Annotated in this window: 13 protein-coding genes and 2 pseudogenes; 6 read left to right on the top strand and 9 right to left on the bottom strand. The window is 73.2% G+C overall.

What is annotated here, in order from left to right:
- Positions 1–201: 201 nt before the first annotated feature.
- The 8 genes and pseudogenes from def to N8I86_RS25150 all read right to left on the bottom strand — a co-directional run bounded on the left by def (position 202) and on the right by N8I86_RS25150 (position 7,479).
- Positions 202–852: a peptide deformylase gene (def, locus tag N8I86_RS25185; RefSeq protein ID WP_073889376.1), complete on the bottom strand. Its 651-nt coding sequence runs from the start codon at positions 850–852 to the stop codon at positions 202–204.
- A gap of 73 nt (positions 853–925) precedes the next feature.
- Positions 926–1,933, bottom strand: coding sequence for a tetratricopeptide repeat protein (locus N8I86_RS25180; RefSeq protein WP_073889374.1), 1,008 nt, complete (start codon positions 1,931–1,933; stop codon positions 926–928).
- A 100-nt stretch (positions 1,934–2,033) separates the two neighbouring features.
- Positions 2,034–3,328 (bottom strand): annotated as a pseudogene (locus N8I86_RS25175) (HD-GYP domain-containing protein).
- A pseudogene (locus tag N8I86_RS25170) lies at positions 3,325–4,654 on the bottom strand (HD-GYP domain-containing protein). The pseudogenes N8I86_RS25175 and N8I86_RS25170 overlap by 4 nt, the downstream one beginning before the upstream one ends.
- Before the next feature lie 109 nt (positions 4,655–4,763).
- Positions 4,764–5,066, bottom strand: a complete 303-nt coding sequence (gene rsrA / locus N8I86_RS25165) for a mycothiol system anti-sigma-R factor (RefSeq protein WP_073889370.1) — start codon at positions 5,064–5,066, stop codon at positions 4,764–4,766.
- On the bottom strand, positions 5,063–5,758 hold the full coding sequence (gene sigR, locus N8I86_RS25160; protein WP_198960315.1) for an RNA polymerase sigma factor SigR: 696 nt from the start codon (positions 5,756–5,758) through the stop codon (positions 5,063–5,065). Before sigR ends, rsrA begins: the two co-directional genes overlap by 4 nt.
- 256 nt (positions 5,759–6,014) lie before the next feature.
- Positions 6,015–6,662: an alpha/beta hydrolase family protein gene (locus N8I86_RS25155; RefSeq protein WP_263278766.1), complete on the bottom strand. Its 648-nt coding sequence runs from the start codon at positions 6,660–6,662 to the stop codon at positions 6,015–6,017.
- A 1-nt stretch (position 6,663) separates the two neighbouring features.
- On the bottom strand, positions 6,664–7,479 hold the full coding sequence (locus N8I86_RS25150) for an SOS response-associated peptidase (protein WP_073889365.1): 816 nt from the start codon (positions 7,477–7,479) through the stop codon (positions 6,664–6,666).
- Positions 7,480–7,583: 104 nt separating this feature from the next.
- Between N8I86_RS25150 and N8I86_RS25145 the strand changes: the two genes are divergently transcribed.
- The 4 genes from N8I86_RS25145 (at position 7,584) to N8I86_RS25130 (ending at position 11,091) form a co-directional block, all read left to right on the top strand.
- On the top strand, positions 7,584–8,306 hold the full coding sequence (locus N8I86_RS25145) for a M50 family metallopeptidase (protein WP_073889364.1): 723 nt from the start codon (positions 7,584–7,586) through the stop codon (positions 8,304–8,306).
- A 28-nt stretch (positions 8,307–8,334) separates the two neighbouring features.
- A complete protein-coding gene (aroA, locus tag N8I86_RS25140) occupies positions 8,335–9,663 on the top strand; it encodes a 3-phosphoshikimate 1-carboxyvinyltransferase (protein WP_263278765.1) in 1,329 nt (442 codons plus the stop codon).
- A gap of 9 nt (positions 9,664–9,672) precedes the next feature.
- On the top strand, positions 9,673–10,683 hold the full coding sequence (gene rsgA / locus N8I86_RS25135; protein ID WP_073889361.1) for a ribosome small subunit-dependent GTPase A: 1,011 nt from the start codon (positions 9,673–9,675) through the stop codon (positions 10,681–10,683).
- 84 nt (positions 10,684–10,767) lie between these two features.
- Positions 10,768–11,091: a DMT family transporter gene (locus N8I86_RS25130; protein WP_073889359.1), complete on the top strand. Its 324-nt coding sequence runs from the start codon at positions 10,768–10,770 to the stop codon at positions 11,089–11,091.
- Between the two features lie 43 nt (positions 11,092–11,134).
- Here N8I86_RS25130 and N8I86_RS25125 read toward each other — a convergent pair whose 3' ends face one another.
- A complete protein-coding gene (locus N8I86_RS25125) occupies positions 11,135–11,740 on the bottom strand; it encodes a TetR/AcrR family transcriptional regulator (protein ID WP_073889358.1) in 606 nt (201 codons plus the stop codon).
- 169 nt (positions 11,741–11,909) lie between these two features.
- On the opposite strand from N8I86_RS25125, the gene hisN reads away from it, so the two are divergent.
- Entirely contained in the window at positions 11,910–12,710 is an 801-nt protein-coding gene (gene hisN, locus N8I86_RS25120; protein WP_073889357.1) for a histidinol-phosphatase, read from the top strand.
- A gap of 146 nt (positions 12,711–12,856) precedes the next feature.
- Positions 12,857–13,252, top strand: coding sequence for a CBS domain-containing protein (locus N8I86_RS25115; RefSeq protein WP_073889355.1), 396 nt, complete (start codon positions 12,857–12,859; stop codon positions 13,250–13,252).
- Positions 13,253–13,347: the final 95 nt, after the last annotated feature.

Below are 13,347 nucleotides of genomic sequence, written 5' to 3'. Positions count from 1 at the left end.
CACAACTGACCGTCGTGGGAACGGATTTGCTTCACTCACTACCCCAAGGTGCCGAGAATCTCCCCTTGCGTGACCGATTGGGGATCGCCGGAGGGCGGAAGCGACCGGATGTACGACGCACGGACGAGCGAACCGCACCCATGCGAAGGGGCGCCCGCCCGGGAGTGATCCCGGCCGGGCGCCCCTACTGCCGTGCGGCGACTAGTCGTTGGCGACCACGGGGTAGCGTGGCTCGTTCTCGGCCATCTGCCGCAGCGCGTCCTTGCGGTCCCGCTTGGACAGCCGGTCGATGTAGAGGTAGCCGTAGAGGTGGTCGGTCTCGTGCTGCAAACAGCGTGCGAAGTAGCCGGTGCCCCGGACCTTGATCGGGTTGCCCTTCTCGTCCTGCCCGGTCACCTCGGCGTAGTCGGGGCGCGCGAGCGGCGCGTACGCGGTCGGTACCGACAGGCAGCCCTCGTTGCTGTCGTCCAGCCGGCGCTGCTCGGCGGGCAGCTCCACGAGCTTCGGGTTGCACACCACGCCGACGTGCCGCTCGCCCTCGTCGTCGGGGCAGTCGTACACGAAGACCTTCAGGTCGACCCCGATCTGGTTCGCGGCCAGGCCCACGCCCTCGGCGGTGCGCTGGCTCGCGAACATGTCCGCTACCAGCTGCTGCAGCTCCTCGCCGAACTCGGTGACGTCCTTGCACTCCTTGTGCAGCACCGGGTTGCCGACGACCGTGATCGGGCGCGAGGTCCCGCGCTCCCGCCAGGCCGTCTCGCGCTCCTCGCAGTCCTCCGTGTCCACGACGTAGCCCTCGTCGTCGACGGGGAGCACGCCCGCGTGCTGCTGATCGGTGTCCTGCTGCGCCATGACCGACGTATGCCTTCCTGCAAGCCTGGAAATTTCTGCGAGTACAGCCTAAAGGCGGCCGGTCACGGACGGCTCAGCAAACCTCTTCGAGATCCCGCCAGTCCCGCGAGTCCGGGCTGTCGGCGACCCACCCGTCCAGCAGACCCCGGACCAGCGAGGCCGGCGCGGCGACCCCGCACTCCCGCTCCGGGACCCACAGCTGTCCGTCCGTCCGGTGTCCCAGCGGCCCGGGATGGCCCGGCTCACTGTGGTCGTGCGGGTCGAGGTGCACCCCTTCACCCTCGTCCGACGGCATCCGCGACTCCGAGCACATCCGGCACAGCAGCCGTACCGACGAGGACCAGTCCTCGGCGGCGAACCCGGCGTCGGCCGCCAGCTGCTCCAGCGCGTCCCGGTCCGCCTCCGTGGCCGCCTCCAGCAGGACCACCCAGGTGGGGACGGGGGACGGCGCCCACAGCTCGATCTCGTCGAAGACCGGGTAGCTGTGCCCGGTGGACGTCGTGCGCTCGCCGTGCGGGACGCCGTCGTGCAGCACGACCTCGCCCCAACGGCGTCCGGAGGACGGAAGCGGGATGGACAGCACCTCCATCCGCGCCGGGTCCAGCCTGCGGCCCCACACGACCTCGGCCTCGCCCTCCGGGGAGAGCCGTACGGCCGCGCTGCCCAGCTCCATGCCCACCGGCTCACCGGAGACGGGGGCGCCGGGACCGCCCTTCGGCCGCGAGGAGCCGCCGGGCACCTTCAGCCCGTAGGCCTGCCAGGCGCGCCGGGCCAGCGGCCAGTCCTGCAGGGCGGTGGCGGCGATGCCGACGTTCCACCAGTCGGGGGCGCCGGCCTCCCGGTCCAGCAGGGCGACCGCCCGCAGACCGGCGGCCCGGGCCTGCTCCCAGTCGTGCCGGAACTTGTGCAGCAGGGCGAGGTTGAACCAGGACTCCGCGAGCCACGGCTCCAGGTCGGCGGCGCGTGTCAGCAGCTCGCCCGCGTCCTCGTACCGGCCGTCGCCGATCAGGGTGAACGCGCGGTCGGTGGCCTGCCGCCAGGAGGCGGAGGGCCGGTGCCGTCCCTTGCCGAAGATCCTCACGATTCCCGCCTGCCAGTTCCAGTTCCGCTCAGTGGGCTGGCTTGTGCCCCCGGACACCCTCTCCCTCGCATCCAACCACGTGCGGTGCGAAAGGCGCTCATTACCCATGGGTTACCCAGCCGCGGACGGGGTCAGACAGTGCCGCGCGTCTCCCGCCGCCCCCGGTCGGCACGCTCTCGCCGCGTCCCCGCGGCTGGGTGAGGACCCGTGCCAGCGACTCCACGATCTCCGGAGCGTAGTCCCCGGCGGTGCCGAGACGCAGTTCCTCCAGCGCACGCAGCGGTCCCTCGGGGCCGGTACCCCGGGTCTTCTCCTCGTACGCGTTCACGGCCCGGACGATCCGCGCGGCGACGGGCTGCTCACGGCAGGGGTCGGCCTGCCGCTCGACGACGACCGCGACGGCCGCGTCCACGCCGGTCTGCCGGACGACGGCACCGCCGAGCAGGGCGATCCGCCGCTGCTCATCGTCGGGCAGGTCCGCGGTGGCACCGGCCGGGACCGGGTCGACCAGGCTGAGCTGGCCGATGTCGTGCATGAGGGCCGCGTACTCCAGCACGGTCAGCTCGGGGCCGGTCAGGCCGAGGTCCCGGCCGACGGCGAGGCTGAGCGCGGCGACCCGGTGGGCGTGACCGGCGGGGGTGTACCCGGCGATCTCCGTGGCGCGGGCGAGGGAGGCGATGGTCTGCCGGTAGGTGGCGCGGACGGCCGCGTGCCGGCGCACGGAGAGCTGGGTGAGGAGCAGGGGCAGGCAGAAGACGGGCAGCGCCCACAGGCCCGCGACGGCGACCCCGAGCGCCATCACCGCGCCGGTCGCGCAGACGGCGGAGCCGATGCCGAGCAGCCCGTGCAGCTCCTCGCGCAGCAGCGGGCCGAACGGCCAGCGGGTGCGGAAGTGGGCCAGGGCTGCGGCCAGCACGGCGTCGCAGAGCGCGCTGAGGCTGAGCAGGGCGACCAGGAGCAGGGCGTAGGCGGGGCCGTCCCAGGAGTCGAAGACGCCCCGGTTGTAGAGGGGCTGGAAGCAGACGGCGGCGAAGCCGACGGTGAGGACGCGGCGGGCCAGGTGATCGCGGGTGGGGGTGCGGCCGGACCAGATGTGCGGGACGGCGCCGAGCAGGGCGGCGGTGAGGACGACGGTGACGACCTGGGCGGCGCCGTGCTGCGTGGGCCGCCCGGCGTCGGCGCCCAGCAGGGCGTACGACAGCGATCCGGCGGCGCCGAGGGCGCGGCCTGCCGGCCGGGGGCGGCGCCCCAGCGGGTCAGCTCGCCGACGGCGATGAGCACACCGAAGGCGAGCGCGACGCCCCCTTCCCGGAGGCCGCTCGCCAGGGTGAGGGCCAGGCAGCCGGCCGCGACGAGGGCGGCGGCGCCGTGGACGAGCCGCAGCGGGGCCGTCATCGGGGCGTCCCGGTGCCGGCCGGCCGCTGCCGGGGTGCCCTGTCGTGGGCGGGCTCGTCGGCGGTGACCGCGGGATGCCAGCCGTGGCGGCGCAGGGCGCGCACGAGCGCGGCGACCATGCGGGGGTCGAAGTGGGAGCCGGCGCAGCGCTCCAGCTCGGCCACCGCGGCGGGGACGGGCCGCGCCCGGCTGTAGGACCGGGTGGAGGTCATCGCGTCGAAGGCGTCCGCGACGGCGACGACGCGGGCGCACTCGGGGATCCGGGTGCCAGCGAGGCCGTACGGGTAGCCGCTGCCGTCGAGGCGCTCGTGGTGGTGCAGGATCGCGGCGCGGGCCTCGCCGAGGAAGGAGATCCCGCGCACCATCTCGTGGCCGTACTCGGGGTGCAGCTCGATGATCCGGCGTTCCTCGGGGGTCAGCGGGCCGTCCTTGCGCAGCAGCCGGGTGGGCACGCCGAGTTTGCCGACGTCGTGCAGGATGCCGGCGAAGCGCAGCACCTCGACGCGTTCGTCGTCCATGCCGAGTTCGCGGGCGATCAGCACGGAGGCCTGTCCGACGCGTTCGCTGTGGCCGCGTGTGTAGCCGTCCTTGATGTCGACGGCCTGCACCAGGGCGCGGATGGTGGCCTGGTGCGCGGCGCGCTCACGGTGGTACTGGGCGAACACCCACCAGGAGACGCACATCGGCAGCAGCACGAGCAGCGCGGCGGCCGGGCCGTAGGGGCTGCGCCACAGGACGGCCATCATCAGCCCGGCGAGTCCATGCACGGCGACCGGCGCGAGCGAGCGGGCGAGCAGCCCGCGCCAGGCCCGGCGCGCGGGCGCGCTCCCCGCCCGGGGGCGCGGGCACGCCCACGGTGAGGGCGAGGATGCCGCCGTCGAGGACGGTGAGGATCAGGCAGAACGCGAGGACGGCCGCGCCGGCGGGCAGCAGCGCGTAGGGGAAGTCGCGGTCGACGACGGCGTCCCGGCCGCCGAGCGCCCAGTGGACGTGGGCGGCGCCCCACACGGCCAGTGACGGCTGTGCGGCGCGCCAGACGCGCCGCAGCGGCGCCGGCCGGTGCTCCCCGCGCGCGAACAGCGCCGCGGGCACCGGAACGAGCGCGGCGGCCGGCGGGGGCAGCAGAAACGCTCCGGCCAGCAGGACCGGGTAGAAGGTGCCGCCGAAACGGCGGCCCAGGGGGTGCTCGCAGGCCGCGTAGAGCGCCGCGAGCAGGCCGATCGGCCACCAGGGGGCGTGGGTGCGCGGCAGCGGCAGGAGGCAGACCACGGCCAGCAGGGCGACGCAGGCCACATAGGCGCGAGCCCTCGCCGGTACCGCCTCCATCGCGCCCCTTCCCCGACCGTGCCCGTCCAGGCTCGGAGCCTAGGGCGGGCCGGGAGGGAGGCGGGGCCTATGACCTGAGGATTAGCACGTTCGGGTGATGTCCCGGCGGTCAGCTCTCCTGGGCGGTGGCGGTGACGTCGTGCTCCGGCACGGTCTGTCCGGAGCGGATCAGGTCGATCCGTCCCATGACCTTGGCGCGCAGGTCGGAGGGCACGTCGTCATGGCCGCAGCACCGCTTGACGAGCTTCTTCACGGCCTGCTCCAGGCCGTACTTCTCCAGGCACGGCGAGCATTCCTCGAAGTGGTGCTGGAACTTGTCGCGGTCGACGTCCGGCATCTCACTGTCGAGGAACTCGTACAGATGGTCCAGGACCTCACTGCAGTCCGTCTCGTGCGGCTCTCCGCAGCTCATGAGCCCGAGCCTTTCGCTTCGTTCGACTCCCCGGCGCCGGCGGGCACCAGCCCGCGCTCACGGGCGTAGTCCTCCAGCATGCCGCGCAGCTGACGGCGGCCCCGGTGCAGCCGGGACATCACCGTACCGATGGGTGTCCCCATGATGTCCGCGATCTCCTTGTAGGCAAACCCCTCGACGTCCGCGAGATAGACGGCGATGCGGAACTCCTCGGGGATCGCCTGCAGCGCTTCCTTCACGTCCGAGTCGGGCAGGTGGTCGAGCGCCTGCGACTCGGCGGAGCGCAGACCGGTCGACATGTGCGACTCGGCACGGGCGAGCTGCCAGTCCTCGATCTCCTCCGCGGCGGAGCGCTGGGGCTCACGCTGCTTCTTGCGGTAGGAGTTGATGAACGTGTTGGTCAGGATCCGGTACAGCCACGCCTTGAGGTTGGTGCCCTCGCGGAACTGGTGGAAGGACGCGTAGGCCTTGGCGTACGTCTCCTGCACCAGGTCCTCGGCGTCGGCCGGATTGCGCGTCATGCGCAGCGCGGCCGAGTACATCTGGTCGAGGAATTCGAGCGCGTCCCGCTCGAAGCGCGCACTGCGCTCCGCAGTGGACTCGGAGGACTCCTCCGCGCTCACGCCCTGGCCCTCGGGCAGCTCCGCCTGACCGTTGTCGGTCCCTGCGTCGGTACCGGTGACCGGACCCACCTCCTCAAGATCCCGGGCAGGACCGAAACCGGTCCTACTCGTTTCGGAGGATAGAACACCACCCGGGCCCGCCGCCCCTCGAATAGGGGTGGCCTTGGCCGCGTGCAGCACCGTCCAGTCCAGGTCAGTACGGCTGCTGCGGCTCGGGCAGATGGTCGAACCCATGCGGCGGACTTCCTTTCCCACGACGTCGGTGCCGAGGCCTCAGCACTTCTGTCCGCCACAACAGCGATGCGTCGCGCAGCATTCCCGGGGGTCACCCGAGTGACGCGGCCCACTCCACGACACTCTCCGTGATGATCTCCAGGGCCCGTTCCTGGGTGGTCTCCGCGCGCTTGGGGACCGCGAACCCGTGGTCGCCGTGCGGCACCTCGACGAGTGCGAAGTCACCCGCCGGGAACTCGGCCGGCCTTCCGAACGGATCGCTGCCGCCCTGGACGACCAGCGTGGGCACCCCCGTGCCCAGCAGTTCCGCCGCGCGGGACCTCTCCGGCCGGCCCGGCGGGTGCAGCGGGAAGCTCAGCGCGAGCACGGCGTGCGCGCCGAGCTCGCCGGCGGTGCGGCAGGCGACCCGGGCGCCGGCGCTGCGCCCGCCCGAGACCACGGGCAGGCCGGGCCCGACGAGCGCGGGCCACAGGCCGCGCCAGCCGGCGTCCAGGGTCTTCGGCGCCGGTGCGAGCTTCTTCCCCGCCACCCGCCAGGGCTGCTCGACGAGGGCCACGCTCACGCCGTGCCCGGGCAGCACCCGGGCGAGGGCCCGCAGGTCCCGCGCCTCGATGCCGCCGCCGGCCCCGTGGCTCACGGCCAGCACCAGCCGCGCCCTCTTCGCCCGGTGCCAGGTGATCCGGGCGTCCCCGGCCTGCGTGGCGACGGTCTCGGTCGTCGTGTCGGACTCGGTACTCACGTCAGAAGAGTGTGCCCTCCTCCGGGCCCTCCAGCTCCTTCAGCAGCTCCGGGCCGTTGTTGCGGACGTTGCTGACGGCCGTGGAGACCGGGTAGGCGCGCATCAGCCCGGCCGGCGGCGGGGCCAGCAGCCCGCGCAGGTCCTCGGGGTCGGTGCGGGCGGGGTCGAGCCAGGCGTCCCAGCGGTCCGGGGTCAGCATCAGCGGCATCCGGGGGTGGATCTCGGTGAGGGAGCGCGGGCCCTCGGCGGGGGCGACGGCCAGCGGGGTCCGCTCCGCCTCCGTGGTGATCACCGAGCAGGTGACCCACCAGGCCTGCGGGTGGTCGTCGGGCAGGGTCCGGTCGCGCCAGAACTCGTACAGCCCGGCCATGGCGAAGACCGAGCCGTCGGCGGGCAGCACGAAGTAGGGCTGCTTGCGCGGTCGCTTCTTCCGGCCCTCCTCCTCCAGATCGCGCTCCTGCTTGCCGGTGACCCACTCGAAGTAGCCGTCGGCGGGCAGGATGCAGCGGCGGGTGGCGAAGGCCCGGCGGTAGGAGGGCTTCTCGTGCACGGTCTCCGCGCGGGCGTTGATCATCCGGGCGCCGCCCTCGGGCGTCTTGGCCCAGGAGGGCACCAGGCCCCACTTCAGCTTGCGCAGCTGGCGAACCGGACGCGGGGAGTCCGCGTCTTTCACCGGACGGTCGAGAACGGCGTAGACCTCCTTGGTCGGCGCCACGTTGTAGTCCGGTTCCAGGGTCTCCTCCGGCTCCCACTTCTCGATCTCGAAGACTCCCGCGAGATCCTCGGGCCCACGACTCGATGCATACCGTCCGCACATACGTGCCACACTGCCAGGCCCACCCGTCCACCGACCACCGTTCCTCAGCGACGGCGCCCCGCGCCGACACCTGTTGACGACGACGACAGGAGCAACGCCGCCCCATGGACAGCCTCGCCGCGACCGCGCTGCCCGACGTCTGGGACCGGCTCACCGGCACCCAGTCCGACCCCGACCTGTGGGTGGTGCTGGCCACGCTGGCCGCCGCGCTCGCCGTGGTCGTCCCCGGCACGCTGTGGCGGATATCCCGCAACGCGATCACCATCGCCCACGAGGGCGGCCACGGTCTGGTCGCCCTGCTCACCGGCCGGCAGCTCACCGGCATCCGCCTGCACTCCGACACCAGCGGACTCACGGTCAGCCGCGGCAAGCCGTACGGCCTGGGCATGATCCTGACGGCCGCCGCCGGCTACACGGCGCCCTCGCTGCTGGGCCTGGGCGGAGCCGCCCTGCTGGCCGCCGGCCGCATCACGCTGCTGCTGTGGGCGGCGACCGCGCTGCTGGTGGTGATGCTGGTGATGATCCGCAACGCGTACGGCGTCCTGACCGTCGTCCTCACGGGCGGCGCCTTCCTGCTGGTGTCCTGGCTGACGGGCCCGCAGGTGCAGGCGGCCTTCGCGTACGCGGTCGTGTGGTTCCTGCTGTTCGGCGGGGTGCGGCCGCCGTTCGAGCTCCAGGCCAAGCGGTCCCGTGGAGGGGCGGGGGACTCGGACGCGGACCAGCTGTCCCGGCTGACGCACGTGCCGGCGGGCCTGTGGCTGTTCCTGTTCCACGCGGTGTCCCTGTGCTCGCTCATCGGTGGCGGGCGCTGGCTGCTGGAAGGTTGACCCCGGAGCCTCCTTATAAAGTGGCCCCATGGCCCCGAACACCGCATCCACCGCACTCTGGCCCGCCCCGCACGCGAGCGGAGCCGTCGACGCCACGGTCCACGTGCCGGGGTCCAAGTCGGTCACCAACCGCGCCCTCGTCCTCGCCGCCCTGGCCTCCGAGCCCGGCTGGCTGCGGCGGCCGCTGCGCTCGCGCGACACCCTGCTGATGGCCGGGGCGCTGCGCGCGATGGGCGTGGAGATCGAGGAGACGGTGTCCTCCAGCTCCTCGGGCGGCGGCGCCGGCGAGGCCTGGCGGGTGCTGCCCACGGGCCTGCGGGGCCCGGCCACCGTCGACGTCGGCAACGCCGGCACGGTGATGCGCTTCCTGCCCCCGGTGGCCGCGCTGGCCGACGGCCCTATCCGCTTCGACGGCGACCCGCGGTCGTACGAGCGCCCCCTGCACGGGGTGATCGACGCGCTGCGTCGTCTCGGTGCCCGGATCGACGACGACGGCCGGGGCGCGCTGCCGCTGACCGTCCACGGCGGCGGGGCCCTGGACGGCGGGCCGGTGTCGATCGACGCCTCCTCGTCCTCCCAGTTCGTCTCGGCACTGCTGCTGTCCGGTCCGCGCTTCAACCAGGGCGTCGAGGTCCGGCACACCGGCACCGCGCTGCCGTCCATGCCGCACATCCGGATGACGGTGGACATGCTGCGCGCGGTCGGCGCCCAGGTGGACACCCCGGAGTCGGGCGGCGAGCCCAACGTGTGGCGGGTGACGCCGGGCGCCCTGCTCGGCCGGGACCTGACGATCGAGCCGGACCTGTCCAACGCGCAGCCGTTCCTCGCGGCGGCCCTGATCACGGGCGGCAAGGTGCTGATCCCGGACTGGCCGGCCCGCACCACCCAGCCGGGTGACCGGCTGCGGGAGATCTTCACCGAGATGGGCGGCTCCTGCGACCTGACCGAGTTCGGGCTCGTGTTCACCGGTTCGGGTGCTGTTCACGGCATCGACGTCGACCTGAGCGACGTCGGCGAGCTGACCCCGGGCATCGCGGCGGTCGCCGCGCTCGCCGACTCTCCCTCCACCCTGCGGGGCGTGGCCCACCTGCGGCTGCACGAGACGGACCGGCTGGCCGCGCTCACCAAGGAGATCAACGAACTCGGCGGCGACGTCACGGAGACGGCCGACGGCCTGCACATCCGCCCGCGCACCCTGCACGGCGGCACCTTCCACACCTACGAGGACCACCGCATGGCCACCGCCGGTGCGATCATCGGCCTGGCCGTCGAGGGCGTGCGGATCGAGAACGTGGCGACCACGGCCAAGACGCTGCCGGACTTCCCCGAGCTGTGGACCGGGATGCTCGGGCAGTAGGGACACGCCATGCGCCGCTACGGCAAGCACACCGACGAGGACGACATCCGCAGCCGTCCCAACCGCAAGGGCAACCGGCCGCGGACGAACATCCGGCCCAAGCACGAGGACGCGGCCGAGGGCATGGTCCTCACCGTCGACCGGGGGCGGCTGACCTGCCTGGTCGAGGACCGGATCGTGATGGCGATGAAGGCGCGCGAGCTGGGCCGCAAGGCGGCCGTGGTCGGCGACCGGGTGGCCCTCGTGGGCGATCTGTCCGGCAAGAAGGACACGCTCGCGCGGATCGTGCGCATCGAGACGCGCGCCTCGCTGCTGCGGCGCACGGCCGACGACGACGATCCGTTCGAGCGGGTGGTCGTCGCCAACGCCGACCAGCTGGCGATCGTCACCGCGCTCGCCGACCCCGAGCCCCGGCCGCGGTTGATCGACCGCTGCCTGGTCGCGGCCTACGACGGCGGTCTGGAACCGCTGCTGGTCATGACCAAGTCGGACCTGGCCCCGCCGGACAAGCTGCTGGAGCTGTACGGCGACCTCGACATCCCGTACGTCGTCACCAGCCGCGACGAGCTGGAGAACGGCGACGCGGCGGGCCGGGTGCGCACTCTCCTGGACGGCCGGATCACCGCCTTCGTTGGCCACTCCGGCGTCGGCAAGACGACCCTGGTCAACGCGCTCGTGCCCGAGGAGCGCCGGCGTACGACGGGACATGTGAACGCGGTGACGGGCCGCGGCCGGCACACCACGACCTCGGCCCTCGCGCTGCCGCTCGACGACGCGGCGGGCTGGGTCGTCGACACCCCCGGCGTCCGCTCCTTCGGGCTCGCGCACATCGACCCGTCCCGGGTGATCCACGCCTTCCCCGACCTCGAGCCCGGCACGGAGGGCTGCCCGCGCGCGTGCTCCCACGACGAGCCGGACTGCGCGCTGGACGCCTGGGTGGCGGAGGGGCACGCGGACCCCGCGCGGCTGTACTCCCTGCGCCGGCTGCTGGCCACGCGGGAGCGCCGGGAGGGCGACTGACCATCGCGTTGTTTGCCCGGGCCGGAGTCCGGCAAGTGCATAATCGCACCGAGCCGGAGATCCGGACCAACGGGAGGACAGCACATGGCGTGGCTGCTGGTCATAGTGGCCGGGATTCTCGAGACCGGTTTCGCCGTGTGCCTCAAGCTCTCGCACGGGTTCACCCGGCTGTGGCCGACGATCGCCTTCGCCTCGTTCGCGCTCGGCAGCTTCGGTCTGCTGACCCTTTCACTGAAGAAGCTCGACGTCGGCCCGGCCTACGCCGTGTGGACCGGGATCGGGGCCGCGGGCACCGCGATCTACGGCATGGTCTTCCTCGGTGACCTGGTGTCGACCCTGAAGATCGTCTCGATCAGCTTCGTGATCGTCGGGGTGATCGGTCTCCAGCTCTCGGGTTCGGCCCACTGATTCCCTCGTAGGGGTGGTCCCGCCCCGGTGCCCGGCCCCGCCCTCACGCGACGTGGCGGGGGAACACGGCACGCACCAGCTCCGCCATGCCGCCCTCGTCCGGTGGCGCCGCCACACAGGACAGGGCGAGGCGCACGACCAGTTCGCAGGAGCGGGCCAGTTCGGCGGTGTCGGCGGGGGCGGCACCGGGTTCGCTGAGCGCGGTCACGGCACGGTCCCGGACGGCGCGTACGAAGTCGCGGGGTGTCGGCAGCGGCCCGTCGGCCCGGCGCTGCGCGGGCACGGCGGTGGAGGACGGTACGGCGGCCAGCGGCGGGGCCGGCAGCCGCTCGTGCCAGGAGCCGGTCAGCATGGCCCGGACCAGCGCGTTGTCCCGGCCCGCGGCGGCCGTCCACTCGGCGGTCGCGGTGAGCCGCTCCCGTGGCCCGGCCGAGCCGCCGAGCGCCCGCTCCACCCCGGCGAGGTAGCCGTCGGCCTCGCGTCGCACGAGGGCCCGGGCCAGCCCGTCCTTGCTGCCGAACTCGTTGTAGAGGGTCTGCCGGGACACGCCGGCCGCCGCGGCCACGTCGACCATCCGCACCGCGGACCACGGCCGGCGCGCGAGGGCCGTGTAGGCGGCGTCCAGTAGTGATTCCCGGGCAGCAGGCATCCTCGCCTCCCTGGGGCGGAGCAGCTCTGCGCCCAGGTTTGACGCGCTTGTATGCACTGTCAAGGGTCCGCGGCGCCAAGGGGTCGGGCTTCGGCCGCCCGCGCCCGGGCCGGCGCCGCCGGCCCGCCCCCGTGGCCCCGCGGGCGTGCGGGCCGATACGGTTCATCACATGCCGGACTACCTCGACGACCTGCGCCTCGCCCACGTCCTCGCGGACGCCGCCGACGCCACCACCATGGACCGCTTCAAGGCGCTCGACCTGAAGGTGGAGACGAAGCCGGACATGACCCCGGTGAGCGAGGCGGACAAGGCGGCGGAGGAACTCATCCGCGGCCAGCTCCAGCGCGCCCGACCGCGGGACGCGATCCTCGGCGAGGAGTACGGACTCGAGGGCAGCGGTCCACGCCGCTGGGTGATCGACCCGATCGACGGCACCAAGAACTACGTGCGGGGCGTCCCCGTGTGGGCCACCCTCATCGCGCTGATGGAGGCGGGCGAGGGCGGCTACCAGCCCGTCGTCGGCCTCGTCTCCGCGCCCGCGCTCGGCCGCCGCTGGTGGGCGGCGAAGGGACACGGCGCCTTCACCGGCCGCAGCCTGACCTCGGCGAGCCGTATGCACGTCTCCGGCGTCAACGGGCTCGCGGACGCGTCCTTCGCGTACTCCTCGCTCTCCGGCTGGGAGGAGCAGGGCCGCCTGGACGGCTTCCTCGACCTGACCCGCCAGGTGTGGCGCACCCGCGCGTACGGCGACTTCTGGCCGTACATGATGGTCGCCGAGGGGTCGGTGGACATCTGCGCCGAGCCCGAGCTGTCGCTGTGGGACATGGCGGCCACCGCGATCGTCGTCACCGAGGCGGGCGGCTCCTTCACCGGCCTCGACGGCCGTCCGGGCCCGCACAGCGGCAACGCCGCCGCGTCCAACGGTCTGCTGCACGACGAGATGCTGGGGTATCTCGGCGGGCGTCGCTGAGCAACGACCGAATCCCGCGCACGCCCTCAACTGACGTCGCGCGCCCTCTTGTTGACTCTCCCTTTACCTGCCACCCTGAAGTCACCCCCACTTGTGAACTTGTGAATCCCCGCACACGCGCGGATTCCTAGGAGGTGGCCCCATCCATGCTCGTCCGTGACGCCATGAGCACGGTGATCCTCACCGTCGGCCCCGCCCACACCCTCCGTCAGGCAGCGGCCCTGATGTCCGCCCGCCGCGTCGGCGCCGCCGTGGTCCTCGACCCGGACGCCGGCGGCATAGGCATCCTCACCGAACGCGACATCCTCAACTCCGTCGGCCTCGGCCAGGACCCGGACGCCGAACACGCCCACGCCCACACCACCACCGACGTCGTCTTCGCCTCCCCGGCCTGGACGCTGGAGGAAGCCGCCCGGGCCATGGCCCACGGCGGCTTCCGGCACCTGGTCGTCCTGGACCGCGGCGAGGTCGCCGGCATCGTCTCGGTCCGCGACATCATCCGCTGCTGGGTCCCGGCCCGCGAGCCCGCCCCCGCGCTCTGAGCGAGCGGAACGGGCCGGACCCCGAGCACCGTGGGGTCCGGCCCGGCCTGGGGCACTCCCCCAGGATCCAGGGGCACCGGGCAGCCGGTGCCGTC

The sequence above is a fragment of the Streptomyces albidicamelliae genome (assembly GCF_025642175.1).
GTDB classification, from domain to species: domain Bacteria; phylum Actinomycetota; class Actinomycetes; order Streptomycetales; family Streptomycetaceae; genus Streptomyces; species Streptomyces albidocamelliae.
This window is presented reverse-complemented; position numbering and strand designations above follow the sequence as displayed.

Excerpts from the sequence above, each read along its gene's own strand:
- rsrA (WP_073889370.1), bottom strand. The coding sequence starts at position 5,066 with ATGAGCTGCGGAGAGCCGCACGAGACGGACTGCAGTGAGGTCCTGGAC.
- N8I86_RS25145 (WP_073889364.1), top strand. The coding sequence starts at position 7,584 with ATGGACAGCCTCGCCGCGACCGCGCTGCCCGACGTCTGGGACCGGCTC.
- N8I86_RS25115 (WP_073889355.1), top strand. The coding sequence starts at position 12,857 with ATGCTCGTCCGTGACGCCATGAGCACGGTGATCCTCACCGTCGGCCCC.
- N8I86_RS25125 (WP_073889358.1), bottom strand. The coding sequence starts at position 11,740 with ATGCCTGCTGCCCGGGAATCACTACTGGACGCCGCCTACACGGCCCTC.
- hisN (WP_073889357.1), top strand. The coding sequence starts at position 11,910 with ATGCCGGACTACCTCGACGACCTGCGCCTCGCCCACGTCCTCGCGGAC.
- N8I86_RS25150 (WP_073889365.1), bottom strand. The coding sequence starts at position 7,479 with ATGTGCGGACGGTATGCATCGAGTCGTGGGCCCGAGGATCTCGCGGGA.
- aroA (WP_263278765.1), top strand. The coding sequence starts at position 8,335 with ATGGCCCCGAACACCGCATCCACCGCACTCTGGCCCGCCCCGCACGCG.
- N8I86_RS25130 (WP_073889359.1), top strand. The coding sequence starts at position 10,768 with ATGGCGTGGCTGCTGGTCATAGTGGCCGGGATTCTCGAGACCGGTTTC.
- rsgA (WP_073889361.1), top strand. The coding sequence starts at position 9,673 with ATGCGCCGCTACGGCAAGCACACCGACGAGGACGACATCCGCAGCCGT.
- def (WP_073889376.1), bottom strand. The coding sequence starts at position 852 with ATGGCGCAGCAGGACACCGATCAGCAGCACGCGGGCGTGCTCCCCGTC.